The sequence below is a fragment of the Mycobacterium sp. ML4 genome (genome assembly GCF_054515735.1).
This window is the reverse complement of sequence record NZ_JBTNSY010000011.1, coordinates 97,501-120,848: the sequence shown is the minus strand read 5'-3', so window position 1 is coordinate 120,848 and position 23,348 is coordinate 97,501. Positions and strand designations below refer to the sequence as shown.

Genomic DNA, 23,348 nt, shown 5'->3' with positions numbered 1-23,348 from the left:
GTCGGCTTTCGTGGAAGCGGCGGGAGAACCGGAACCCGGATTGACGCCCGAGCAGGTCAGCGCGATCGACGCCGCGCATCTGTGGCACCCGTACAGCACGATCGGCAGCGAAGCGATACCTCCGGTGGTGGCCGTCGCTGCCCGCGGTGCCTGGCTGACCCTGGTTCGCGACGGTCACCGGGTCGAGGTACTGGACGCGATGAGCTCCTGGTGGACTGCCATTCACGGCCACGGACACCCCGTGCTCGACGCGGCCATGATCGGCCAGCTGGGCACGATGAACCACGTCATGTTCGGCGGTCTGACTCACGAGCCCGCAGCCCGGTTGGCCCAACTGCTGGTGCAGATCACCCCGGCGGGCCTGGACACGGTGTTCTTCAGCGACTCCGGATCGGTGTCGGTGGAGGTCGCGGTCAAGATGGCGCTGCAGTACTGGCGCAGCCTGGACCAACCTGGCAAGCATCGCCTGATGACCTGGCGCGGCGGCTACCACGGCGACACCTTCACGCCGATGAGCGTCTGCGACCCCGAGGGCGGCATGCACTCGCTGTGGGCCGACGTGCTGGTTCCCCAGGTGTTCGCCCCGCAGGTGCCGCGTGATTACGACCCTGGCTACAGTGCGGCATTCGAGGCCCAACTGGCCGGGCACGCGGCCGAACTGGCGGCCGTCATCGTCGAGCCGGTGGTGCAGGGTGCGGGCGGGATGCGATTCCACGACCCGCGGTATTTGACCGACCTGCGCGAGATCTGCCGTCGCCACCGGGTGCTGCTGATCTTCGACGAGATCGCCACTGGTTTCGGACGCACTGGTGAGCTGTTCGCCGCTGACCACGCCGGTGTCAGCCCGGACATCATGTGCCTCGGAAAGGCACTTACCGGCGGATACCTCAGCCTGGCCGCCACCCTGTGCACCACCGACATCGCCCACGCCATCAGCGGCGGTAGCGCCGGCGCCCTGATGCACGGGCCGACGTTCATGGCCAATCCGCTGGCGTGCGCGGTGTCGGTGGCCAGTGTCGACGTGCTGCTGGCCCAAGACTGGCGATCCCGCGTCGCCGAGATCGCTGCCGCGCTGAGCGCCGGACTGGAACCGGCCCGCACGCTGCCGGGGGTCACCGACGTGCGGGTGTGCGGCGGCATCGGTGTCATCGAGTGTCAGCAAGCGGTCGATCTGGCGATGGCGACGCCCGCGGCGCTGGACTGCGGTGTGTGGTTGCGGCCGTTTCGCAACCTGGTCTACGCGATGCCGCCTTACGTCTGTACGTCCGGCGAGATCGCTCAGATCACCTCGGCGATGGTGCAGGTTGCCCGGCTCGTAGTCTGATCAGCGATGAAGTCAACCGAGACGTCCCCGCTGGCCTGGCTGGAAGCCGTGGAGATCCAGCGCCGCGCGGCCGGGCTGCGCCGATCCCTGCGGCCGCGTGCGCCGGTGAGCACCGAACTCGACCTGGCCTCCAACGACTACCTGGGCCTGTCCCAGCATCCCGACGTCATCGAAGGGGGCGTCCAGGCGCTGCGCGTGTGGGGCGCCGGTGCCACCGGTTCTCGCCTGGTCACCGGTGACACCGAACTGCACGCGCAGTTCGAGTCCGAGCTCGCCGAGTACGTGGGCGCCGCCGCGGGGCTGGTGTTCTCCTCGGGCTACACCGCCAACCTCGGTGCGGTCGTCAGTCTGTCCGGCCCGGGTTCGTTGTTGGTGTCCGACACGTATTCGCACGCATCCCTGGTCGATGCCTGCCGGTTGTCCCGGGCCCGCGTGGTGGTGACGCCCAATCGGGATGTCAGCGCCGTGGAGTCGGCATTGGCCTCGCGTGCCGAGGAGCGCGCCGTCGTCGTCACCGATTCGGTGTTCAGCGCCGACGGCGCGCTGGCGCCGTTGCGCGATCTGCACGACGTGTGCCGGCGGCATCGTGCGCTGCTGATCGTCGACGAGGCCCACGGCCTCGGCGTACGTGGTGGCGGGCGCGGCCTGTTGTATGAGGTCGGATTGGCCGGTGCGCCCGACGTGGTGGTCACCACGACGTTGTCCAAGGCGCTCGGTAGCCAGGGTGGGGTGGTGCTTGGCGCCGCCGAGGTCCGGGCCCATCTGATCGATGCGGCGCGGCCCTTCATCTTCGACACCGGCCTCGCGCCCGCCGCAGTGGGAGCCGCGCTGGCCGCGCTGCGCCTGCTCAAGTCCCAGCCATGGCGGCCGGCGGCAGTACTGGGCCATGCCGCCGCGCTGGCCGAGGTGTGTGGCGTCGCCGAGGTTCCGCAGTCGGCGGTGGTTTCGGTGATCCTGGGCGAACCCGAGATCGCGCTGGCCGCGGCGACTGCCTGCTTGGATGCGGGCGTCAAGGTGGGCTGCTTCCGGCCGCCGACCGTGCCGGCTGGGACCTCCCGGCTTCGGTTGACCGCACGCGCATCACTGAGCGCCGACGAACTCGACCTGGCCCGGCGCGTGCTCACCGACGTGCTGGCCGGCGCCCGCCCTTGACGGTAATGGTCGTCACCGGCACCGACACAGGTGTCGGCAAGACGATCGCCACCGCGGCGCTGGCGTCCTGCGCGCGCCAACTCGGCATCGACGTCGCGGTGTGCAAGCCTGCCCAGACCGGCACCGCCGACGGCGACGACGATCTGGCCGAAGTGGGGCGGCTGTCCGGGGTCACGGAACTCGCCGGGTTGGCGCGCTACCCGTTGCCCATGTGCCCGGCGGCCGCGGCCGGGCAGGCGGGGATGTCTCTGCCCAGCCGTGACGAGGTGCTGCGCGTGATTCGTGGGGTCGACCGGCCGGGACGGCTGACCCTGGTCGAGGGCGCCGGTGGGCTCTTGGTCCAACTCGCCGGGGGTGGTACCACCCTGCGTGATCTGGCCGGTGATATGGAGGCGGCCGTGCTGGTGGTGACCAGAGCCGGCCTGGGTACCCTCAACCACACCGCGCTGACGTTGGAAGCCCTTGCAACACGGCATGTTTCATGCGCCGGGTTGGTGATCGGCAGTTGGCCGGCGCAGCCCGGACTGGTCGAGTGGTCGAACCGGGCGGAGTTGAATCGACTGGCACCGGTGCGCGCCGCGCTGCCGGAGGGTTCTGCTGCTGCCGCCGATTTCGCGGCGATGAGTGCGGCGGCCTTCGATGGCGACTGGGTGCGGTCGCTGGTGTCCTGATGGCGCACTCCATCGAGCTGCTCTTCGACCCCGAGACCGAGGTCGTCCTGCGGCGGATGTGGGACGACCTGGCCGCGTTGAAAAAGGTGGGTGTCCGGATTCCGCCCGGCCGTCCCCATGTGACAGTGGCGGTGGCCCAACGGATCGATCCCGCCGTCGACGAGTTGCTGGTTCCGGTGACACGCGAGTTGCCACAGCGCTGCGTCATCGGCGCCCCGGTGCTCTTCGGCCGGGCCAACATCGTGCTCACCCGGTTGGTGGTGCCGTCGCGCGAACTGCTGGATCTGCATGCCGAGGTACATCGGCTGTGCGGGCCGCACCTGCTGCCCGAACCGATGGCCAACAGCCTGCCCGGCCAGTGGACGGCACACGTCACGCTCGCTCGCCGGATGGATGGCGCAGATCTCGGGACAGCGCTGAAGATCACCGGACGGCCGGCGCAGTTCGACGGGCGCTTTGCGGGTCTGCGTCGCTGGGACGGCGACCAGCGCGTCGAGTACCCGCTGGGTTAGCCTCAGCCGGGTTGGCCGGGGCGGCCCTCCGAACCGGCGGTGCCGTTGCCACCGATCTGACCCGGTGTGCCCGCCACGGCCAATTTTCCGCCCGACGATCCACCTGCGCCTGCGGCGCCGCCGCTACCTCCGGCGCCGCCGGTGCCCGCACTACCGCCGAGCCCGGCGTTGCCCCAATTTCCGAACAGCCCACCGGCGCCGCCCGCACCGCCGTTCCCCCCGTCGCCGCCGTCGCCGCCGTCGCCCCCAGCCCCCCCGCTGCCTCCGTCACCACCATTGCCGGCAGCTATGGTGGGCAACGATCCGCCGCCACCGCTGCCACCCTTTCCGCCCTGTCCACCAACAGAACCGGCGCCACCGTCGCCCGCAAGGCCGCCGACGCCGCCGCTTCCGCCGTTTCCAAATACCAGGCCGCCACGGCCGCCGGCGCCGCCGTGGCCCCCCGCTCCGCCAGTTCCGCCGGCGGCACCGACACCCCCGGTGCCACCATTGCCTCCGCTACCGCCAAATGTGAGGCCGTAGGCACCATCTCCTCCGTCCCCCCCAGCGGCGCCAACGCCGCCTGTTCCGCCACTACCGCCATCGCCGCCGACGCCAACTGCGGAGCCCGGAGCACCTTGAATGGAGCCCTCCCCACCATTGCCTCCCTTGCCGCCCGGTGCGCCTTCGCCGCCGGGCCCGCCGTTGCCGCCGTTGCCTCCGAAGGCCTGATCATTGCTGCCGCCCTGAGCTATGCCGCCCTTGCCGCCATCGCCACCGGCGGCCCCGATGCCCCCGCTTCCCCCTGCGCCGCCATCGCCACTGTTCAGACGCTCTGCCGCGAGGCCTGCTGACCCGCTGACGCCGCCCGTGCCGCCCTTGCCTCCTTGCTGACCGGTGACGGCACCGGGTGCGCCGGACTGGCCATTTGTGCTGGTGCCGCCATCGTTATTGGTGCCGTTGCCTCCATCAGCCGCCGGACTGACAGGTGTGGCGGGTCCCGGGTTGCCGCTGGTGCCGGTCGCGCCATGGCCGCCTGCCCCGCCTGCCCCACCATTGCCGAACAGCAACCCGCCGCTGCCGCCGGCTCCGCCGTTTCCGCCGTTTCCGCCGGGCGTCGTTGCGGCTCCGCCCATGCCTCCGGCGCCACCGTTGCCGTACCACAAACCACCGTTGCCGCCGGTACCGCCGGGCGCGCCGCTCCCGCCGGCGCCCGCGGCGCCGCCGTTGCCGAGTAGTCCGGCAGCACCACCGTTGCCGCCGCGCTGGCCGGCGGCGCCCGGCGCGCCGTTCCCTCCGTTGCCGAATAGCAGTCCGCCGGCTTCGCCCGCCTGGCCGGGCGCCGCGCCGTTGGCGCCATCGCCGATGAGCGGGCGCCCCAACACCGCCCGAGCTGGCGCGTTGAACAGGTCCAGCGCCGCCTGAAGTGGCGAGGCGTTTGCGGCCTCGGCCGTGACGTACAAGTTCCCGCTGGAGGTCAAAGCCCGTACGAACTGGTCATGGAACGCCGTCGCACGCGCGCTTACGGTTTGATACTGCTGCGCGTGCGCGCGAAACGCGCGTGTGATCGCGGCCGAAACTTCGTCGGACGCCGCATCCAGCAACCCCGTGGTTCGTGTGGCTGCGGCGGCATTGGCAGCGTAAAGATTCGCAAGAGTTACCGAGAAGTCTGACGCCGCGGCTTCGATTGCGCCTGGCGCACTGAGAACAAAAGACACGGCGACCCTCCTACGCGAATTGCAACGGCAGACGCAACTCAGTAGTAGACGCCTGTGGAATGACGCAAGATTTTCGGGGGCTCACCGAACTATTCATAGAAAAGTCAAATGTGAATGGGAGGCCGGCCACTCGCGGTCACCCGCCAAAAAGCAAATACAGGCCGATGAAGGTGTAGCCCACCATCACCAGCATCATGGTGAGCTGCCCGGTGAGTTGATGTGCCGGCGGCAGCAACCGCAGGGCTTTGTCGTGTGCGGCGATGACCGCGACGATGTGCCCGGTGACCACGCAGGTCACCTTGATGGTGGACAGCACCGCGGGGTGCATCGACAACACGTACGCCACCTGCTGGTGGGCCAGCCCGAACAGATCCCAGCCGCGGCCCAGCGGATCGGCGAGCGCGATGACGGCGTGCTGGCCGCGCTCCACCAGGTACGTGAGGTAGTGCGCGAAGATATAGCCGACCACGATCGGGATCAGCGAGTGCGCCATCTGGCCGGGCAACGCTCGGCGTTGCTCGGCATCCACTCCGCCGGTGGCTCGTGCGGCGAACCAAAATGTCAGTGCCACAACGGAAATGAACACGATCAAGCCGACGGTGCGCAGTGCCGAGGACGTGAGCGTCTCCGGCACCCCGTGCGTCGCGCGGGCGACCCCGTCGGAGAAGTTGCGCCAGGTCGGCGATGCGGAGAAGCTGTCGAACGCGGTGGAGCCCAGCAGTACCGCCAGCGCCGCCACCACGCCGGGGCGCACGGGGAGCGACGGTAGGTGGTCGAACGGGTTGCCGATGACGATCTTGCCGCTCTCAGGATGGCGCCGGAACGGTGACAGCCGGGACACCGCCATGCTGTAGACGCCGAACGGGTCGACCCGGGCCAGCCAGCGCTGGCCGTACAGCCATGCCCCGACGAGCAGGACGAGGCTGTAGGTCAGCAGCCAGATCTTCACGGCGAACATCGAGGCCGAGTCGGGACTGGCCAATTCCATCCAGACGAAGGCGAACAAACCCAGCGCGGCGGGACGGTAACCCCAGCTCTCGGGGTAGGACAACCGGGCGCGTCGCCGCCGGCCCGGCAGGCATCGCCGCAGCACGACGTACACCGTGCGGACCGGTGAGACGACGCGCCACACCGGCCCGAAAATCAAGGAGAGAGCGACCAACCCAACCCAGAGCAGGACGTAAAACGCGCCGAGCAAGCCATTGGCCTGCGTCTGTGGGCCGAACACCCCCGCAAGCAGCACCCACATCGTGAAAAGCAACGCCAGGCCCGCCACCGCCGCACGGGTGGCGCGGGCATCGACCAGCGTCGTCACCAGGTCTGGCAGCGGGTGTCCCGGCTTGGCCGGATCGAACCGCGGCTTCTTCCACGCCAGGGCGACCAACGCGAATGTGAACGTCAGGGCCCACGCCGCGCCGATCAGCGCGAACGTGTAGGGGACAGGAAGGTCGTTGGACCCGCCGAGGCCATGCGCCAGGACCAGGCCAGCCGTGGTCACGGCTGAATTTGGATGGTGGCGATCGTGCGCTTGAGGTGATGCAGTTCGACGTCGACTCTGCCGGGAACGTCAACGGTGAACTGGAATGTCTGGTTGGGCGCCGCGGCAATCTCGAGCTTGTGATCGGGCACCGAATGCACATGAAGCTCGTCGGCGACGTCGCTGGTGATCCTTAACGCGATCTGTTCTTTCACCTTGGCCTGCAGCGCGGCGTTCGTCGGGGTCACCTGGCCGTTGGCGATGGTGACCTCGATCGTCAGGCCGGGTGCCGTCGAGCTGCTCGCCGCGCTACCGGCCGAATTACCCGGCTTACTCCCACCGCAGCCGACCAGTGCGCAGGTCAACGCGGCCGCCCAGACGGCGGCGAGGATGCGTGCCGTCATCGACTCACGCCGCCCGGGGGAGGGGGTGCTGTTCCTCCTCCGCTCGTTTGGGTTTGGTCGTTTCGCCGTTGATCCGGCCGGCGCCCCAGGTCAGGCCGGCGATCACCATCAGCGTGAAGATCAGCACCAGTATCGAGCCGGCGGTAAAGAGCCACTCGGGCGCGTTCGGGTCGCGTTCGCGTTGCAGGATGGTGTTCTCCAGGACGAACGGCCGGGTGATCACGGGCTGGGCCGGGATCTCGGGAGCCGGGATGGCTTCGTCGGCGGGAGCGTAGATCGGCACCGCGGTCATCGTGTAGCCGTCCTGGACGCGCAGCAGGGTCTTCCACGATCCCCACACGGGGATGGGTTGGGTGCTGCGGTAGTGCCCGGGGCCGACGCGCTGCAGCCGGTCGATCACCAGACCACGGTTGTTCTCCATCTTTCCCTGCCAGGACGTGATCGACACCCAGTCGGGATCGTCCTTGAGGAGGTCGGGCGGGTTGATCTGCACGTCCGCGGACACCATCCGTTTCCCGGGCTCGCTGGGCAGCTCGGTCAACTTGATGGTCGCGGTGTTCTTGCTGGGGATGACGATGTGCAGGCCGTTGGCCACCGCGCCGCCGATCACGACGACGGTCGCCACGACGATGGCGATGCCGATAGCACGGCGCGGCAGGGTTTGTCCGGTGAGGACCATCCCGGTCAGTGCCCCGCAAAGTCCCATCATCACCGCGACGGGCACGGCCATGGCTAGGCCCTCACCCCACATGCTGGTGGGCCACGGGTAGTGGTAGACCGCCCCTACCCACAGCGAACTCAGCCAGAGTCCGACGGTCCCGACCAGCAGACCGGCGACGGCGCCGAACGCGATGGGGCGCTTGAACAGGGGAGTGAGGGCAAGCAGCTCGACCACCACCGCCGGCCCGAGGTACAGCGGGAACCAGTTGACCGGTGCGCCCAGGACCGGGCCGACGATGAACGCAACTGCTCCCCGGAGCGCGATGGCGAACAGAGCCGCGATGATCGCCGCGCCCTTGCCCAGGGTCATGCGGGCCACGACCAGTGCGAGTGCCGCGACGCCGGCGATCATCATGGGATGGAACGCCAGGCGGAACTGCTGGACACCGAAGTCGTATTCGATCTGGTAGACCGACAAGCCGATCAGCAGTCCGCCGCAGGACAGGTAGCGCAGGAATCTGACGAACGGCTTCTCGGGCGGCGCATCGGGCAGCGCGCGGCCGCCTTCGTACTCCAGCATGAGGACCGAGAACAGCGAAAGACCGGCACCGCCGATCATCATCAGGTGCGTTGGCCCCCACAGGGTGACGTCCTGACCGAAGATGCGGTGCCAGATGTCATCGAGCGGAAACCCGAACAGGGCGTACATTCCGCAGCCGGCCATCAAGATGCCGCCGACGGGCGCGTGCCAGTCGTCGGTGATCCGCACCGGCGCCGGACCCGGTTCGTCGAACGGCAGCACGATGGCGATCATGCCGGCCAGGAAGATCCCGAACAGGCCGATGATGATGAAGTAGTGGGCCGGATTGGCCAGCGGGCCGGGGTCGCGTCCTTCGCCGATGTGCCAACTGACGTCCCAGATGAAACCGAACAGCGCACAGATGATCGACGAGGTGTAGACCAGCACCGGCAGCGCCACCCAGGACGGGCGCTTGAATTTGACTCCGAGCCAGTCGGCGAAGCGCTCCAGCCACATGATTCGACGGGTGCGGTGCGCGTAGCCGATAGCCAGCATGACCAGTGTGATGACCAGCGCGGCGACCGAGAGCCCGATTACCTGATTCAGTGCGGCTCCGCGAGCCGCGGGTGCCTCCGCAACAACTGTCAATTCCACCGCGATCGCCTCCCGTTTGCGCACCGCCGATGCCGACTTGGACGAACCTGTAATGCCCAAATGCGGGGCTGGTCAATCCTGCTTTTTGCCGGAGCTCCGCCGGTTGCGCATCGCGACGTAGAGCACCACTCCGGCGACAATCAGCGCCGGCAGAAACGCCGGTATGGCCAGCCAGATAGCGTGGTCGGCCAGATAGGTGACGGGCGGATCGCTCACGGTGCTGCCATACCCTCCCGTGCCCGGTCGTATCCCGACAACCGCTCGGTATCCGTCGACAAGGCGCCCGCTACCCTAACCTGAACACCTTTTCCTCCGGACCGCCATCACGACGCGGCCCGGACACCGTCCGGCCACGGCCAGATGCGATCAACAAGCAGGGGAGTACCCGGTGACTCAAGCGCCGACTCGACCGACCAGCGATACCGGCCAGGACGGCAGCAGCCGCAACGACGACATCCTTGCGGTTGCCCGCGAACAGGTGCTCGGCCGTGGTGTGGGACTGAGCAAGGACCAGGTGCTGCAGGTTCTGCAGTTGCCCGGCGAACGGCTGGAAGAACTGCTCGCCCTGGCCCACGAGGTGCGGATGCGCTGGTGCGGGCCGGAGGTCGAGGTCGAAGGCATCATCAGCCTCAAGACGGGCGGCTGCCCGGAGGACTGCCACTTCTGTTCGCAGTCGGGTCTGTTCCAGTCCCCGGTGCGCAGCGCCTGGCTGGACGTTCCCAGCCTCGTCGAGGCGGCCAAGCAGACGGCCAAGTCAGGAGCGACCGAGTTCTGCATCGTGGCGGCAGTGCGCGGGCCCGACGAGCGGCTGCTCGCCCAGGTTGCGGCCGGAATCGAGGCGATCCGCAACGAGGTGGAGATCCACATCGCATGCTCGCTGGGGATGCTCGACGCTCAGCAGGTCGAGCGGCTCGCGGCGATGGGTGTACACCGCTACAACCACAACCTGGAGACGGCTCGCTCGTTCTTCACCAATGTGGTGACCACGCACACCTGGGAAGAACGCTGGCAGACGCTGTCGATGGTGCGCGACGCGGGTATGGAGGTGTGCTGCGGCGGAATCCTGGGCATGGGCGAGACGCTGGAACAGCGCGCGGAATTTGCGGCCGAGCTGGCCGAACTGGACCCGCACGAGGTGCCGCTGAACTTCCTCAACCCGCGCCCCGGGACACCCTTCGGCGACCTGGAGGTGTTGCCGGCCGGCGAGGCCCTCAAAGCGGTGGGCGCGTTCCGGCTGGCACTGCCGCGGACGATGCTGCGGTTCGCCGGTGGCCGCGAGATCACACTCGGCGACCTGGGCGCCAAACAGGGGATCCTGGGCGGGATCAATGCCGTGATCGTCGGCAACTACCTGACCACGCTCGGCCGACCCGCCGAAGCCGATCTGAAATTGCTCGACGACCTGCAGATGCCGCTCAAGGCGCTCAACGCGAGCTTGTAGAAAGAGAAGCGTGGCGAGAAACCTGGGCGCTCCGGTCGGAGCTGGTGTCTTCAACGTCTACACCGGGGAGCCGGCGGGTACGGCCACGCCCACGGCAGCTCAGTTGGGTCTGGAACCGCCCCGGTTCTGCGCCGAATGCGGACGCCGGATGATCGTGCAGGTTCGCCCCGACGGCTGGTGGGCACGGTGCTCGCGGCACGGACAGGTTGACTCCGCGGACCTGGAGGTGCAGCGATGACGGAGGCCGTAACGCAGGTTCCGCAGCCTGTGGAGCCCCCGCCTGGTCCGCGTACGTCGCGGAACCGCGCGCTGCTCACCGTGATCCTCGCTCTGACGGCCGCCGGCATCCTGGTCGGGGTCCTCTGGGCGTGGATCGCCCCGCCTATCCGCGCCGTCATTGCGATCAGCCGCAAAGGTGAGCGGGTACACGACTACCTGGGCAGCGAATCGCAGAACTTCTTCGTGGCGCCGTTCCTGCTGCTCGGTTTGCTGGGCGTGGTGGCGGTGGTGGCTGCGGTCGCGGTATGGCAATGGCGCGATCACCGCGGTCCGCAGATGGTTGTCGCGTTGACAATCGGGCTGATCGCAGCGGCGGCGGCCGCTACCGGGGTGGGCGCCCTCCTGGTACTGATGCGTTACGGTGCACTGAATTTCGACACCGTGGCGCTGGCGTCCGGCGACCACAACGTGACCTACGTCAGTCAGGCGCCGCCGGTGTTCTTCGGCCACCTGCCGCTCCAGATCGCCGCCACGCTGCTGTCCCCGACGGCCACCGCGGCGCTGATCTATGCCTTCGCAGCGACCGGGGCGGTCCGTGACGATCTGGGCGGCTACCCGCCCGTCGAGCCGCGACCTGTCGCGCTGCCGCCGGATGCTCCGGACCGGGTGAGCGCGCCCTAAAGCGGGCGGCGGTGGATCTTCCTGCCGGTGATCACCTTGGCCGCGATCACGGCCAGACGTGCCATGCCGGCGTAGGTCATCGGGTTGAACATGGTGGGCCAAGTGGTCCGGATGAGGTGGTCGGTGATGGGTCGGCCGGCGAACCGGTCGATGAGCCAACGCAGCGCCATCGGCGACGACAGCGGGTGCAGCAGCATGTGTTCGTTGAAGGCGTCGCGGTGATAGGTGACATCAGCGCCGCCGGCGGAATAGGAGTCGGCCAGCGCGTCGATGTCGTCGACGCAGATCAGGTAATCGTGCACGGCTTGCACGATCAGCACCGGCGGTACCGGCACGGCGGCTCCGAGGGTGGTGGTGTCGAATACGTGCGCCACCGCCGGGGTGGCCAGAATGTCCTCTAGCGGCTCGTCGAGGTAGTCGCCCATGTTCTTTTTAGCCATGGAGATGACAGCTGCTGCGGTGGTCATGCGCTCGATGCTGTCGAGCATGGCCAAGCCGTCTTCGTTGGCGTGTTCCTTGATCACCGCATCCAGGTCGGGATAGGCGTGGGTGAGCGCCGCGACGACCATCGCGGGTAGCCCGGCGAGCAGGCTGCCGTTGAGTCGCTTGAAGGTGTTTCCCAGGTTGCCCACGGGTGATCCCAGTACCGCACCGACGATGTCGAGCTCGGGGGCGTATTCGCCGCACATTTCCGCGGCCCAGGCGCTGGCCAACCCGCCGCCGGAGTATCCCCACAGCCCGATCGGCGCCGATGCGGGCACGCCGAGGCGTTCCGAACTCAGCACGGCCCGCAGCCCGTCCAGCACCCGGTAGCCGGGTTCATATGGGGTGCCCCACAATCCGCGCGGGCCCTCGTGGTCGGGAACCGACACCGCCCAGCCCTCGGCGACCGCGGCGCTGATCAGCAGCAGCTCCAGCTGCGCCAGTGAGCCGACGGCCTTGGCGCGGCGCCGCAGCGCATAGGACGGGAAACACCGGGAAGAGATCGCATCGATCGCGCACTGGTAGGACAACAGCGGCATGGTCTTGCCGGGTGCGACTTCCTTCGGAAGCAGCACCGTCGTCACGGTCGCCTCGGGTTTGCCGTTCATGTCCGTCGTCCGGTACAGCAACTGCGTGGCGGTGATGGACTGGGGGATCAGGCCCATGAACGCGAGTTCGACGTCGCGAGAGCGCAGCACGGTGCCGGGCGCGGCATGCTGGAAACCCGCCGGCGGCTGGTAGAAAGGGTCGTCGAGGGGCAGCAGGGGCTTGACCCTGCGCTGCAGATCCTCGTGCGGGGGTCGCCCGATCCAACGCAGCCCGTCCGGGCCGGTTTCGCCTCCCAGCTTCGCGAGCTCCACCATCAAGGCTCCCTTCACCGCCCTCGTCGCGCCCCGCGATCTCGAATCGGAGGCTGCGGTCAGGCTGGTCACAATGCGGCGCCGGCTGCTCTTAGCGGCCAGCGCCTCTTACTGGATTCTTATTAGGCCTTATTCATCTCTTATGCAAGTTACTGTACAAACCGTCGACACGCCTAATACCACGCCGCATGCCACTCATCACATCTCATTGTGCGCCCTATCCCGGGGGCCGGAGAGCGGCAAATTCATCGGTGACCCGGAGCTGGGAGTCGGTGAATTTGTACAGCGCGGCCGGGCGCCCGCCGCTGCGGCCGGACTGGGCGATGGTGCCGGTCTGAGTGATGACCTTGCGGCGGGCCAGCACGCGCTGCAGATTGGTCGCATCGACCTGGTAACCCAGCGCCGCTCCGTAGATGTCCCGCAGCGTCGATAGCGCGAATTCTTTTGGCGCCAGAGCAAACCCGATATTCGTGTATGACATCTTGGCGATCAGGCGGGTGCGTGCGTGCGTCACCATCGGCCCGTGGTCGAATGCCATCGGCGGCAGCGCGCTCACCGGATGCCAGCGCGTGTCCGAAGGCAGTTCGGGCGTGGCGGGGGAAGGGACCAGGCCAAGGAAGGTGGAAGCGATCATCCGCATGTCAGGCACTCGCTGCGGATCGGAGAACACCGCGAGCTGTTCCAGATGGGCGAGCTCGCGCAGATCGACCTTCTCGGCGAGTTGGCGGCGCACCGAGGTGATCATGTCCTCGTCGTTACGCAGCCGGCCGCCGGGCAACGACCACGCGCCCTTCTGCGGTTCCCTGGCGCGTTGCCATAACAGCACGTTCAACTGCGGTTTCCCGTAAAGAGGTCCTTCGGTAACCATCCGAACCTGGAACACGACGGCGAGCACTTCATGGGCGGTGCTACCATGGGGCATGTTTTCGATTGTAAGTCGAAAACCTCCTGAGTGCGAAAGGAGCCGCCGTGACGATCTTGCATCGCATGGACACGCTCGCCGATGAGCTCGCGGCCCGCATCATCAGCACGCCCACCGGCTATACCGGGGTCGAAGGTGACGCGCAGTGGGCAGCCGAGATCCGCCGATTGGCACAGCTGCGCGGCGCCACCGTGCTGGCGCACAACTACCAGCTTCCGGCGATTCAGGACGTCGCCGACCACGTGGGCGATTCGTTGGCGCTGTCGCGGATCGCCGCGGAGGCGCCGGAGGACACCATCGTGTTCTGCGGCGTGCACTTCATGGCCGAGACCGCCAAGATCCTGAGCCCGAACAAGACCGTGCTGATCCCGGATCAGCGCGCCGGCTGCTCGCTGGCGGACTCCATCACTCCCGACGACCTGCGCGCCTGGAAGGCTGAGCACCCCGACGCCGTCGTCGTCTCCTACGTCAACACCACAGCCGAGGTCAAGGCGCTCACCGACATCTGCTGCACGTCGTCGAACGCCGTCGACGTCGTCGCATCCATCGACCCCGACCGCGAGGTGCTGTTCTGCCCCGACCAGTTTCTCGGCGCGCACGTGCGCCGGGTGACCGGACGCGAGAACCTGCACGTGTGGGCCGGCGAATGCCACGTGCACGCCGGGATCAACGGCGACGAGCTCGCCGAACGGGCCCGCGCCAACCCTGATGCCGAGCTGTACGTGCACCCCGAATGTGGTTGTGCCACATCGGCTCTGTATCTGGCCGGGGAGGGCGCCTTCCCGGCCGATCGGGTGAGGATCCTGTCCACCGGCGGCATGCTCGACGCCGCGCACCAGACCCGCGCCCAGAAGGTACTGGTCGCCACCGAGGTCGGGATGCTGCATCAATTGCGCAGGGCGGCACCGCAAGTCGACTTCCAGGCGGTGAACGACCGCGCGTCCTGCAAGTACATGAAGATGATCACCCCCGCGGCACTGCTGCGCTGCCTGGTGGAAGGCGCGGACGAAGTCCACGTCGATCCGGATGTCGCCGCGGCGGGCCGGCGCAGTGTGCAGCGGATGATCGCGATCGGCCAGCCCGGCGGTGGCGAATGAGCAGCGGCCCGGTGTGGCGTGACAGCGCCGACGTCGTCGTCATCGGGATGGGCGTCGCCGGTCTGGCCGCGGCGCTGGCGGCCCACCGCGCGGGTTCCCGTGTCGTCGTCCTCAACAAGGCGGCGCAGCTGCGAGCGGTCACGGCGACCCACTATGCCCAGGGCGGCATCGCCGTGGTGCTGCCCGACAACGACGATTCCATCGACGCCCACGTGAGCGACACGCTGACGGCGGGCGCGGGCCTGTGCGATCCCGACGCGGTCTATTCGATCGTCGCCGACGGCTACCGCGCGGTCAGCGAATTGGTAAGCGACGGAGCGCGATTCGACGAAGCGGTGCCAGGCACCTGGGATGTGACGCGCGAAGGCGGCCATTCGCGGCGGCGGGTGGTACACGCCGGCGGCGACGCCACCGGGGCTGAGGTGCAGCGCACGCTCGACCACGCCGCCCGCACCCTGGACATCCGCAGCAGCCATGTGGCACTGCGCGTCCTGCACGACGACGCAGGCGTGACCGGGGTGTTCATCGCCCGCCCGGACGGGGCCGGCATCATCAGCGCGCCGTCGGTGATTCTGGCCACCGGTGGTCTCGGACACCTCTACAGCGCGACCACCAACCCGAGCGGATCCACCGGGGACGGCATTGCCCTTGCACTGTGGGCAGGTCTGGCAATCAGCGATCTGGAGTTCATCCAGTTCCACCCGACCATGCTGTTCGTCCCGGGGGCACCCGGCCGGCGTCCGCTGATCACCGAGGCGATCCGCGGCGAGGGGGCGATCCTGCTTGACAGTCAAGGCAATTCGATTACCGCGGGCGTGCACCCGATGGGCGACCTGGCCCCGCGCGACGTGGTCGCTGCGGCGATCGACGCGCGGCTGAAGGCTACCGGCGACCCGTGCGCCTACCTCGACGCACGCGGCATCGCCGGCGTCCCCACGCGGTTCCCGACGGTTACCGCCGCATGCCGGTCGGCGGGTATCGACCCGGTCCGGCAACCCATCCCGATCGTTCCGGGGGCGCATTACAGCTGCGGCGGCGTGGTCACCGATGTGCAAGGCCAGACCGAGCTACCGGGGCTTTATGCCGCGGGTGAGGTGGCCCGCACCGGAATGCACGGCGCCAACCGGCTGGCCTCCAACAGCTTGCTGGAAGGTCTGGTCATCGGCGGCCGCGCCGGACTGGGAGCCGCCGCACACGCGGCGGCGGCCGGCCGTCAGAACGCTGAGCCGCCCGAGCCGATGATGCACACCGCTGTGCCGCGCGGCGACCTGCAATCGGCGATGAGCCGGGATGCCTCGGTGGTGCGCGACGCGGTCGGGCTGCACCGGTTGACGGACCTGCTCGACGAGGCCTCGGCCCGTAGCGTGACGTGCCGTCGAGATGCCGAGGATGTCGCGTTGACGCTGGCCGCCCGCGTCGTGACCGCCGCCGCGCTGGCACGCACGGAGAGCCGCGGATGCCATCACCGCGCTGAGTATCCCTCAACCGGCTTCGATCAGGGCCGCAGCTCGGTGGTGCGACTCGGCGCCGACGGCAGCTCCGTGCAGGTGGAGACGTTGGTGGCGGTGGGCTGATGACGTTGGACGGTGCCGAACGGGCTGATGCGCTGGCGACGATCCGGCGCGGCCTGGACGAGGATCTGCGGTACGGACCCGATGCCACAACATTGGCGACGGTGCCCGCCGACGCGGTGGCCACGGCGTCGATGGTGCCGCGCGAGTCCGGGGTGATCGCCGGGGTGGATGTGGCGTTGTTGACGCTTGACGAGGTGATTGGCGGCGACGGCTACCAGGTGCTGCACCGGGTCGAGGACGGTACGCGACTGGGGCCGGGCGAGCCGGTGCTGACCGTGCGCGCCGAAACGCGTGGCCTGCTGACCGCCGAGCGGACCATGCTCAATCTGGTTTGCCACATGTCCGGCATCGCCACCGTGACGGCGGCCTGGGTGGCGGCCGTGCACGGCACCAAGGCCCAGATTCGCGACACCCGCAAGACGCTCCCGGGCCTGCGCGCGCTGCAGAAGTACGCGGTGCGGATCGGCGGCGGCGTCAACCACCGGCTCGGCCTGGGCGACGCGGCACTGATCAAGGACAACCATGTCGCTGCCGCGGGTTCGGTGGTCGAGGCGTTGCGTGCGGTGCGCGAACGGGCGCCGCATTTGTCCTGCGAGGTCGAGGTGGACTGTCTCGAGCAGCTTGACGCGGTACTGCCCGAGAAGCCGGAGCTGATTCTGCTGGACAACTTCCCGGCATGGCAGACGCAGATCGCGGTGCAGCGCCGCGACGCCCGTGCGCCCAGCGTGTTGCTCGAATCGTCCGGCGGGCTCAGCCTGGAAACCGCCAAGACCTATGCGGAAACCGGGGTCGACTATCTTGCGGTGGGCGCGCTGACTCACTCGGTGCGCGTCCTCGACATCGGGTTGGACATGTAGCAGCGCGCCAAACGCGCGGGCCGGTCCATGACCCGCCCCGCCGGCACGTTAAACCGTCAGGACCAGGCGTGCCGCGGCCTTGGCCGCGTTGAGTGCGGCCGTGTCTCCGCTGGTGCGCGACAGGATCAGTGCTCCTTCGATCAGCGAGATCACCGCAAGCCCAGCCTGTTCGGAGCGGGCTGCGGACCAACCGTCCCGGCGCAGCCGGTCCTCGATCGCCGCGCGCCAACCCCGGAATGCGCGCGCGGCGCCGTCGCGCACCGCCTGACTGCCGTGAACCGCTTCGGTGGCCAGCGGCTCGACAGGGCAGCCGTCGCGGGCGTCGACGGCCAGCCCGGCCGCCAGCACGTCGATCCAGCGATCGACGATGTCGGCCACCGCGTCGTCAGTGGCGAGGAGCCGGCGCAACAGTTGTTCGATGGCTGTCCCTACGGTGTCGACCACCGCCGCGGCCAGCTGCTGTTTGCCCTGCGGGAAGTGGTGATACAGCGAGCCGGGTTTGACACCCGCCTCCTCGAGGATCTGGTTCAGCCCGGTCGCCGCGTATCCCTGGCGGCGGAACAGGGTGGCTGCGGTGTGGATAAGCGCGGCGCGGCTGCGGTCGGGTCTCGGCATATCCTTGACATTACTTGAATGATCACTCAACAATGGTGCAATGAGGCAGCTAATGCACGCAGACGTCGGGAGCTACACCTGGCAGGACGTCGCCGATCCGGTGATTTCTGCGCCCGGGCAGGCACTGGTTCGGCCACTGGCGGTCGCGTGCTGCGACCTCGATGTCGCCGTCTGCGCCGGCCGGCTACCGTTGTCACCGGGATATGCCGTCGGCCACGAGGGGCTCGCCGAGGTCGTCGCGGTCGGCGACGACGTCACCAACGTGCGGGTGGGCGACCGGGTGGTGGTGCCGTTTCAGATCAACTGTGGAATTTGCCGCGAATGTCGCCGCGGCGTCATGGGATCGTGCGGTGCGCTGCCATTGCTGGCGATGTACGGCATGGGCCCGATCGCCGGCCTGGACGGCGGCGGCTTCATGTCGGATCTGGTGTTGGTGCCCTACGCCGACGCGATGCTGATCCCGGTTCCGCACGGCGTCGATCCGGTGGCGATCGCCTCCTTGTCGGACAACATTCCCGATGGTTGGCGCACGATTGGGCCGTTCACGGACGAGTTAGCGGCGCTCGACGAGGCCGATCGGCGTGTGCTGGTGGTCGGCCGGGCGTCGATCGGGTTGTACTCGGCGGCTTTCGCGGCCGCCCTGGGAGCCCACGTCGACTACGTCGACACCGACCCGCACCGGTTGTCGGCCGCCGCGAAGTTGGGCGCGACCGTGCACGACCGGGTAAAGCCCGCCAAGGAGTGGGATCCGTATCCCGTCACAGTCAACACATCGGCCGACCCGGTGCTGCTGGCTGCCACACTGCGTGCGACCTGGCCCGACGGCGTGTGCACCGACACCGGCATTTACTATCAGCCGACCGTCGAGTTGGCGCTGCTGCCCCTGTACACCTGCGGCGTGCGGTTCGTCACCGGCCGGGTCAACGCCCGCGCCGCCATCCCGCAGGTTCTGGCGCTGCTGGCCAACGGTTGCGACCCGTCGCCGGCCGTCGACCGCGTGGTGCCGTGGGAGGACGCGCCGTCGGCCTGGCCGGAGATGACCGGCAAGACCGTCTTCATCAGAAGCTAGGGGGTTGGTGCGGCTTCGCGTGTGCGGCTACCGCGCGCAAATCGCAATTTTTCCGCGGTCGTTGCACACCCAAAACGGTCACTGCACACTCAACGATGCAGCTCAGGCGATATCGCCGACGAAGACCGCCATCCGGCGCAACTGGGTGCGGGCAATCTTGGGCAGGCCGTCGGCCTCCGGGCCGGAGGTGCCGGCCGGCAGGATCCTTGCATTGGTGATGTGCACCGCACGGCGGGCGTAGTGGACGTCGGCCTCGCCGGCGGCAATGACGTTCTTCACCCAGTCGGTCTTGCCGTGGCCCAGTGCGATCGCCAGGACATTGCCCCTGCGGTATGTCGTCACGATGGTCTGGTACTGCTTACCGGACTTGCGGCCGCGGTGTTCGATGGTCGCGGTGCCGGGCAGGAAGCGGGCGATCGGTTTGAGCATCGGGTTGAGGTACTTGACCTGGATGTTCTCAAACCACACCGGGAAGATCATCGGGACGCCGGGGGCGTTGTTGGGGTGCTGATCTCGTGCAGACATGGCTGGCTCCTTTTCCTCCGCGCACTGTACCGGTCGAATATCGACTTGAGCTGCTCTGGGACAATGGTCAACGTGACCACATCGCCCTCGCCTCTGGCCCGTATCGACTTACGGGGTGTGGAGTTGACGGCTGCCCGGCTGCGGGCCGAGTTGCCGCGCGGTGGCGTCGACGTGGAATCGGTGTTACCCAGGGTGCGGCCCATCGTCGCGGCCGTCGCAGAGCGTGGAGCGGTGGCCGCGCTGAACTATGGCGAGGAGTTCGACGGGGTGCGCCCCGCCGCCGTACGGGTCCCCGGCGGTGCGCTCGAGGCCGCCGCGCTCGGTCTGAACGAGGACGTGCGCGAGGCACTGCTGGTGATGATCGAGCGGACCCGCGCCGTACACGCCGACCAGCGGCGCGCGGACACCACGACCACTCTCGGTCCGGGCGCCACCGTCACCGAACGCTGGGTTCCCGTCGAGCGGGTCGGACTGTACGTTCCCGGCGGCAACGCCGTCTACCCATCCAGCGTGGTGATGAACGTGGTGCCGGCGCAGGAAGCCGGTGTCGGTTCCCTGGTGGTCGCCAGTCCACCACAGGCCGCTTTCGGTGGATGGCCGCATCCGACGATTCTCGCCGCGGCTCAGTTGCTGGGGGTCGACGAGGTGTGGGCGGTCGGCGGGGCCCAGGCGGTGGCTTTGCTGGCGTATGGCGGTACCGATACGGGTGTCGAATGGCCCGGCTTCTCCTCGGACCGCACGCGGTCCGCATCGTCGCCGGGCGAAGGCGCCGAGCTCGTGCCGGTCGACATGATCACCGGGCCCGGCAATATCTACGTCACGGCCGCCAAACGCCTGTGCCGCTCGCAGGTGGGTATCGACGCCGAAGCGGGTCCTACCGAGATCGCAATTCTCGCCGACCACACCGCCGATCCGGCACATGTGGCCGCCGACCTGATCAGCCAGGCCGAACACGACGAGATGGCCGCCAGTGTCCTGGTCACCCCCAGCGCGGAGCTGGCTGATGCCACCGACGCCGAACTCGCCGCGCAACTGCAGACGACCGTGCACCGCGAGCGCGTCACGGCGGCGCTTTCCGGACCGCAATCGAAGATCATCCTGACCGACGACCTCGACGCGGCCGTCAAGGTGGTCAACGCCTACGCCGCGGAGCACTTGGAGATCCAGACCGCTGACGCCGCGCAGGTCGCCACTCGAATTCGTTCCGCAGGAGCAATTTTCGTCGGGCCGTACGCACCGGTGAGCCTTGGCGACTACTGCGCCGGTTCCAACCACGTGTTGCCCACCGCGGGCAGCGCACGCCACTCCAGCGGACTGTCGGTGCAGACCTTCCTGCGCGGCATCCACGTCGTCGACTACACCGAGGCCGCCCTCAAAGACGTCTCCGGCCACCTGGTCACGCTGGCTAAGGCCGAAGATCTTCCGTCGCACGGCGAGGCGGTACGCCGGAGGTTCGAACGGTGAACTCATTGAGGACCCGCCCGACGCTCGACGATCTGCCATTGCGCGATGACCTGCGCGGCAAGTCGCCCTACGGCGCGCCGCAACTGGAAGTCCCGGTGCGGCTGAACACCAACGAGAACCCGCACCCGCCGACTCAGGCACTGGTCGACGACGTGGTGCGCTCGGTTCGCCAGGCGGCCGCTGATCTGCACCGCTACCCCGACCGCGACGCCGTTGCCCTGCGCACCGACCTGGCCGCCTATCTCACTGCTCAGACCGGGATCTCAGTCGGTGTCGAAAGCGTTTGGGCCGCAAACGGTTCCAACGAAATCCTGCAACAGCTGTTGCAAGCCTTCGGCGGCCCCGGCCGCAGCGCGATCGGATTCGTCCCGTCGTATTCGATGCACCCCATCATCTCAGGCGCGACCCGCACCGAATGGCTGGAAACCTCCCGCGCCGATGACTTCAGCCTCGACATCGACCGCGCGGTCGCCGCAATCATCGAGCGCCGGCCGGACGTGGTGTTCCTCGCCAGCCCCAATAACCCCTCGGGACAGAGTGTTTCGCTGGAAGAGCTGCGCCGGCTGCTGGATGCGGCGCCGGGGATCGTGATCGTTGACGAGGCCTACGGCGAGTTCTCGTCGCAGCCCAGCGCCGTCACGCTGGTCGAGGAGTATCCGAGCAAGCTGGTCGTCACCCGCACCATGAGCAAGGCGTTCGCGTTCGCTGGGGGGAGACTGGGCTACCTGGTTGCCACGCCCGCCCTGGTACAGGCCATGCTGCTGGTCCGGTTGCCGTATCACCTGTCCTCGGTGACCCAGGCTGCCGCCCGGGCGGCGCTGCGGCACGCCGACGACACCCTGGGCAGTGTCGCCACCCTGATCGCCGCGCGTGAGCGGGTATCAACGGCGTTGACTAACATGGGATTTCGGGTCATTCCCAGTGACGCCAACTTTGTGTTGTTCGGTGAATTCGCCGACGCGCCGGTCGCCTGGCAGCATTATCTGGAAGCCGGCGTCCTGATCCGCGACGTGGGTATCCCCGGCTATTTGCGCACCACCATCGGGCTCGCAGAAGAGAACGACGCTTTCTTGAGAGTGAGTGCCCAGATAGCCGCCACCGATCTAGCCCATTGCTCCGGAGCGATCGCGAGGGCGGCGCAGCCGGGTGATGCGGGTCGCGACCATGATTTGGGAGCGATCGCGAGGGCGGCGCAGCCGGGTGATGCGGGTCGCGACCAGGAATTAGGAGAACTGTGACCACCGAAAACCGTCGCGCCCGCATCGAGCGTCGCACCCGCGAATCCGACATCGTCATCGAACTCGACCTCGACGGCACCGGCGAGGTGGATATCGACACGGGCGTCCCGTTCTACGACCACATGCTTACGGCGTTGGGCTCGCACGCCAGCTTCGACCTGATGGTGCGCACCAAAGGCGACGTGGAGATCGAGGCGCATCACACCATCGAGGACACCGCGATCGCGTTGGGCCAGGCGCTGGGGCAGGCTCTCGGCGACAAGAAGGGCATTCGCCGGTTCGGCGATGCGTTCATTCCGATGGACGAGACTCTGGCACACGCCGCCGTCGACGTCTCCGGCCGTCCGTACTGCGTACACAGCGGGGAGCCGGATCACCTGCAGCACACCACCATTGCCGGTAGCTCGGTGCCATACCACACCGTCATCAACCGGCACGTGTTCGAGTCGTTGGCCGCCAATGCCCGCATCGCACTCCACGTGCGGGTGCTCTACGGTCGCGACCCGCACCACATCACCGAAGCGCAATATAAGGCCGTGGCCCGCGCGCTGCGCCACGCAGTCGAACCCGACCCGCGCGTGTCGGGTGTGCCGTCCACCAAAGGCGTTCTGTGACTGGGAAATCCGTCGTCGTCCTGGACTACGGCTCCGGCAATTTGCGCTCGGCGCAGCGCGCGCTGGAGCGGGTGGGCGCTGGCGTCGAAGTCACCGCGGACGCTGAAAAGGCGCTGTCAGCCGATGGACTCGTGGTGCCCGGCGTCGGCGCTTTCGAGGCTTGCATGACGGGCCTGCGCAAAATCGGCGGCGACCGGATCATCGCCGAGCGGGTCGCCGCCGGTCGTGCGGTGCTGGGCGTGTGCGTCGGCATGCAGATCCTGTTCGCTCGCGGTGTCGAGTTCGGCGTGGAGACAACGGGATGCGGTCAATGGCCCGGTGCGGTGACGCGGCTGGATGCGCCGGTGATCCCGCACATGGGCTGGAATGTGGTCAACGCCGACCCCGGCAGCGTTCTGTTCCGGGGCATGAGCGCCGACACCCGGTTCTATTTCGTACACTCCTACGCCGCTCAGCGGTGGGAAGGTTCAGCCGAAGCGATGTTGACGTGGGCGACACACCAGGTCCCGTTTCTGGCAGCGGTCGAGGATGGGCCGTTGTCCGCAACGCAGTTCCACCCGGAGAAGAGCGGGGACGCCGGTGCGGCCGTGCTGCACAATTGGGTCGAGGGGCTGTAGC

Annotated in this window: 24 protein-coding genes; 15 read left to right on the top strand and 9 right to left on the bottom strand. The window is 68.1% G+C overall.

The features are described 5' to 3' along the window. The first annotated feature begins 10 nt into the window (after positions 1 to 10). Genes ACX9NE_RS14635 through ACX9NE_RS14620 form a run of 4 tightly spaced genes read left to right on the top strand, consistent with a single transcriptional unit; the run spans position 11 to position 3,659 of the window. Positions 11 to 1,324: an adenosylmethionine--8-amino-7-oxononanoate transaminase gene (locus tag ACX9NE_RS14635; RefSeq protein ID WP_459362821.1), complete on the top strand. Its 1,314-nt coding sequence runs from the start codon at positions 11 to 13 to the stop codon at positions 1,322 to 1,324. Positions 1,325 to 1,330: 6 nt separating this feature from the next. Beyond that, a complete protein-coding gene (locus ACX9NE_RS14630; RefSeq protein ID WP_459362820.1) occupies positions 1,331 to 2,476 on the top strand; it encodes an 8-amino-7-oxononanoate synthase in 1,146 nt (381 codons plus the stop codon). Beyond that, entirely contained in the window at positions 2,473 to 3,147 is a 675-nt protein-coding gene (gene bioD, locus ACX9NE_RS14625; protein WP_459362819.1) for a dethiobiotin synthase, read from the top strand. Before ACX9NE_RS14630 ends, bioD begins: the two co-directional genes overlap by 4 nt. Continuing rightward, the gene (locus ACX9NE_RS14620; RefSeq protein ID WP_459362818.1) at positions 3,147 to 3,659 is read left to right on the top strand and encodes a 2'-5' RNA ligase family protein; all 513 of its coding nucleotides are present in this window, start codon (positions 3,147 to 3,149) and stop codon (positions 3,657 to 3,659) included. The genes bioD and ACX9NE_RS14620 overlap by 1 nt, the downstream gene beginning before the upstream one ends. 2 nt (positions 3,660 to 3,661) lie before the next feature. Here ACX9NE_RS14620 and ACX9NE_RS14615 read toward each other — a convergent pair whose 3' ends face one another. The 5 genes from ACX9NE_RS14615 to ACX9NE_RS14595 form a co-directional block, all read right to left on the bottom strand. Next, positions 3,662 to 5,356: a PE family protein gene (locus ACX9NE_RS14615; RefSeq protein WP_459362817.1), complete on the bottom strand. Its 1,695-nt coding sequence runs from the start codon at positions 5,354 to 5,356 to the stop codon at positions 3,662 to 3,664. Between the two features lie 136 nt (positions 5,357 to 5,492). Continuing rightward, positions 5,493 to 6,854, bottom strand: coding sequence for a hypothetical protein (locus tag ACX9NE_RS14610; protein ID WP_459362816.1), 1,362 nt, complete (start codon positions 6,852 to 6,854; stop codon positions 5,493 to 5,495). After that, positions 6,851 to 7,237 (bottom strand): hypothetical protein, encoded by a 387-nt coding sequence (locus ACX9NE_RS14605; protein WP_459362815.1) that lies wholly within the window; start codon positions 7,235 to 7,237, stop codon positions 6,851 to 6,853. Before ACX9NE_RS14605 ends, ACX9NE_RS14610 begins: the two co-directional genes overlap by 4 nt. Before the next feature lie 4 nt (positions 7,238 to 7,241). Beyond that, on the bottom strand, positions 7,242 to 9,023 hold the full coding sequence (locus tag ACX9NE_RS14600) for a hypothetical protein (protein ID WP_459362879.1): 1,782 nt from the start codon (positions 9,021 to 9,023) through the stop codon (positions 7,242 to 7,244). 120 nt (positions 9,024 to 9,143) lie between these two features. Beyond that, positions 9,144 to 9,287, bottom strand: coding sequence for a hypothetical protein (locus ACX9NE_RS14595; protein ID WP_459362814.1), 144 nt, complete (start codon positions 9,285 to 9,287; stop codon positions 9,144 to 9,146). A gap of 172 nt (positions 9,288 to 9,459) precedes the next feature. On the opposite strand from ACX9NE_RS14595, the gene bioB reads away from it, so the two are divergent. The 3 genes from bioB to ACX9NE_RS14580 are packed head-to-tail and all read left to right on the top strand — an operon-like array spanning position 9,460 to position 11,412. Next, positions 9,460 to 10,512 carry a biotin synthase BioB gene (gene bioB / locus ACX9NE_RS14590; RefSeq protein WP_459362813.1) on the top strand — a complete coding sequence of 351 codons (1,053 nt, stop codon included), beginning with the start codon at positions 9,460 to 9,462 and terminating at the stop codon, positions 10,510 to 10,512. A gap of 10 nt (positions 10,513 to 10,522) precedes the next feature. Continuing rightward, positions 10,523 to 10,750 carry a biotin synthase auxiliary protein BsaP gene (gene bsaP, locus ACX9NE_RS14585; protein ID WP_459362812.1) on the top strand — a complete coding sequence of 76 codons (228 nt, stop codon included), beginning with the start codon at positions 10,523 to 10,525 and terminating at the stop codon, positions 10,748 to 10,750. Beyond that, positions 10,747 to 11,412, top strand: coding sequence for a DUF2567 domain-containing protein (locus ACX9NE_RS14580; RefSeq protein WP_459362811.1), 666 nt, complete (start codon positions 10,747 to 10,749; stop codon positions 11,410 to 11,412). The genes bsaP and ACX9NE_RS14580 overlap by 4 nt, the downstream gene beginning before the upstream one ends. Here the strand turns inward: ACX9NE_RS14580 and ACX9NE_RS14575 are convergent. Together ACX9NE_RS14575 and ACX9NE_RS14570 are read right to left on the bottom strand one after the other, a co-directional pair. Further along, positions 11,409 to 12,758, bottom strand: a complete 1,350-nt coding sequence (locus ACX9NE_RS14575; protein ID WP_459362810.1) for a lipase family protein — start codon at positions 12,756 to 12,758, stop codon at positions 11,409 to 11,411. The two genes, ACX9NE_RS14580 and ACX9NE_RS14575, sit on opposite strands and share 4 nt — an antisense overlap. Before the next feature lie 214 nt (positions 12,759 to 12,972). Beyond that, positions 12,973 to 13,677: an NUDIX hydrolase gene (locus ACX9NE_RS14570; protein ID WP_459362809.1), complete on the bottom strand. Its 705-nt coding sequence runs from the start codon at positions 13,675 to 13,677 to the stop codon at positions 12,973 to 12,975. 47 nt (positions 13,678 to 13,724) lie between these two features. Here ACX9NE_RS14570 and nadA point away from each other — a divergent pair, with 47 nt between their 5' ends. Genes nadA through nadC form a run of 3 tightly spaced genes read left to right on the top strand, consistent with a single transcriptional unit; the run spans position 13,725 to position 17,205 of the window. Continuing rightward, complete coding sequence (gene nadA, locus ACX9NE_RS14565) at positions 13,725 to 14,774, top strand: quinolinate synthase NadA (RefSeq protein ID WP_459362808.1); 1,050 nt, start codon at positions 13,725 to 13,727, stop codon at positions 14,772 to 14,774. Beyond that, positions 14,771 to 16,348: an L-aspartate oxidase gene (locus tag ACX9NE_RS14560; protein ID WP_459362807.1), complete on the top strand. Its 1,578-nt coding sequence runs from the start codon at positions 14,771 to 14,773 to the stop codon at positions 16,346 to 16,348. The genes nadA and ACX9NE_RS14560 overlap by 4 nt, the downstream gene beginning before the upstream one ends. After that, positions 16,348 to 17,205, top strand: coding sequence for a carboxylating nicotinate-nucleotide diphosphorylase (gene nadC / locus ACX9NE_RS14555; RefSeq protein WP_459362805.1), 858 nt, complete (start codon positions 16,348 to 16,350; stop codon positions 17,203 to 17,205). Before ACX9NE_RS14560 ends, nadC begins: the two co-directional genes overlap by 1 nt. Before the next feature lie 48 nt (positions 17,206 to 17,253). On the opposite strand, the gene ACX9NE_RS14550 is transcribed toward nadC, so the two are convergent. After that, on the bottom strand, positions 17,254 to 17,820 hold the full coding sequence (locus ACX9NE_RS14550) for a TetR/AcrR family transcriptional regulator (RefSeq protein ID WP_459362804.1): 567 nt from the start codon (positions 17,818 to 17,820) through the stop codon (positions 17,254 to 17,256). 40 nt (positions 17,821 to 17,860) lie between these two features. Between ACX9NE_RS14550 and ACX9NE_RS14545 the strand changes: the two genes are divergently transcribed. Next, positions 17,861 to 18,889, top strand: coding sequence for an alcohol dehydrogenase catalytic domain-containing protein (locus ACX9NE_RS14545; RefSeq protein ID WP_459362803.1), 1,029 nt, complete (start codon positions 17,861 to 17,863; stop codon positions 18,887 to 18,889). Between the two features lie 102 nt (positions 18,890 to 18,991). Here ACX9NE_RS14545 and ACX9NE_RS14540 read toward each other — a convergent pair whose 3' ends face one another. Beyond that, positions 18,992 to 19,414, bottom strand: a complete 423-nt coding sequence (locus ACX9NE_RS14540) for a nitroreductase family deazaflavin-dependent oxidoreductase (protein ID WP_459362802.1) — start codon at positions 19,412 to 19,414, stop codon at positions 18,992 to 18,994. 63 nt (positions 19,415 to 19,477) lie between these two features. Between ACX9NE_RS14540 and hisD the strand changes: the two genes are divergently transcribed. From hisD to hisH, 4 genes are read left to right on the top strand one after another with little or no spacing between them, the layout of a single operon-like run. Continuing rightward, positions 19,478 to 20,878 carry a histidinol dehydrogenase gene (gene hisD, locus ACX9NE_RS14535; protein WP_459362801.1) on the top strand — a complete coding sequence of 467 codons (1,401 nt, stop codon included), beginning with the start codon at positions 19,478 to 19,480 and terminating at the stop codon, positions 20,876 to 20,878. Next, complete coding sequence (locus ACX9NE_RS14530) at positions 20,875 to 22,116, top strand: histidinol-phosphate transaminase (RefSeq protein ID WP_459362800.1); 1,242 nt, start codon at positions 20,875 to 20,877, stop codon at positions 22,114 to 22,116. Before hisD ends, ACX9NE_RS14530 begins: the two co-directional genes overlap by 4 nt. Then, the gene (gene hisB / locus ACX9NE_RS14525; protein ID WP_459362799.1) at positions 22,113 to 22,730 is read left to right on the top strand and encodes an imidazoleglycerol-phosphate dehydratase HisB; all 618 of its coding nucleotides are present in this window, start codon (positions 22,113 to 22,115) and stop codon (positions 22,728 to 22,730) included. Before ACX9NE_RS14530 ends, hisB begins: the two co-directional genes overlap by 4 nt. Further along, complete coding sequence (gene hisH, locus ACX9NE_RS14520; RefSeq protein WP_459362798.1) at positions 22,727 to 23,347, top strand: imidazole glycerol phosphate synthase subunit HisH; 621 nt, start codon at positions 22,727 to 22,729, stop codon at positions 23,345 to 23,347. The genes hisB and hisH overlap by 4 nt, the downstream gene beginning before the upstream one ends. Position 23,348: the final 1 nt, after the last annotated feature.

What these genes read in the sequence shown, in the direction of transcription:
- ACX9NE_RS14570 (WP_459362809.1), bottom strand. Translation starts at nt 13,677, where the DNA reads ATGCCCCATGGTAGCACCGCCCATGAAGTGCTCGCCGTCGTGTTCCAG.
- ACX9NE_RS14630 (WP_459362820.1), top strand. Translation starts at nt 1,331, where the DNA reads ATGAAGTCAACCGAGACGTCCCCGCTGGCCTGGCTGGAAGCCGTGGAG.
- ACX9NE_RS14605 (WP_459362815.1), bottom strand. Translation starts at nt 7,237, where the DNA reads ATGACGGCACGCATCCTCGCCGCCGTCTGGGCGGCCGCGTTGACCTGC.
- hisD (WP_459362801.1), top strand. Translation starts at nt 19,478, where the DNA reads ATGGTCAACGTGACCACATCGCCCTCGCCTCTGGCCCGTATCGACTTA.
- ACX9NE_RS14580 (WP_459362811.1), top strand. Translation starts at nt 10,747, where the DNA reads ATGACGGAGGCCGTAACGCAGGTTCCGCAGCCTGTGGAGCCCCCGCCT.
- ACX9NE_RS14550 (WP_459362804.1), bottom strand. Translation starts at nt 17,820, where the DNA reads ATGCCGAGACCCGACCGCAGCCGCGCCGCGCTTATCCACACCGCAGCC.
- ACX9NE_RS14545 (WP_459362803.1), top strand. Translation starts at nt 17,861, where the DNA reads ATGAGGCAGCTAATGCACGCAGACGTCGGGAGCTACACCTGGCAGGAC.
- ACX9NE_RS14620 (WP_459362818.1), top strand. Translation starts at nt 3,147, where the DNA reads ATGGCGCACTCCATCGAGCTGCTCTTCGACCCCGAGACCGAGGTCGTC.
- ACX9NE_RS14540 (WP_459362802.1), bottom strand. Translation starts at nt 19,414, where the DNA reads ATGTCTGCACGAGATCAGCACCCCAACAACGCCCCCGGCGTCCCGATG.
- ACX9NE_RS14560 (WP_459362807.1), top strand. Translation starts at nt 14,771, where the DNA reads ATGAGCAGCGGCCCGGTGTGGCGTGACAGCGCCGACGTCGTCGTCATC.
- nadC (WP_459362805.1), top strand. Translation starts at nt 16,348, where the DNA reads ATGACGTTGGACGGTGCCGAACGGGCTGATGCGCTGGCGACGATCCGG.
- ACX9NE_RS14575 (WP_459362810.1), bottom strand. Translation starts at nt 12,758, where the DNA reads ATGGTGGAGCTCGCGAAGCTGGGAGGCGAAACCGGCCCGGACGGGCTG.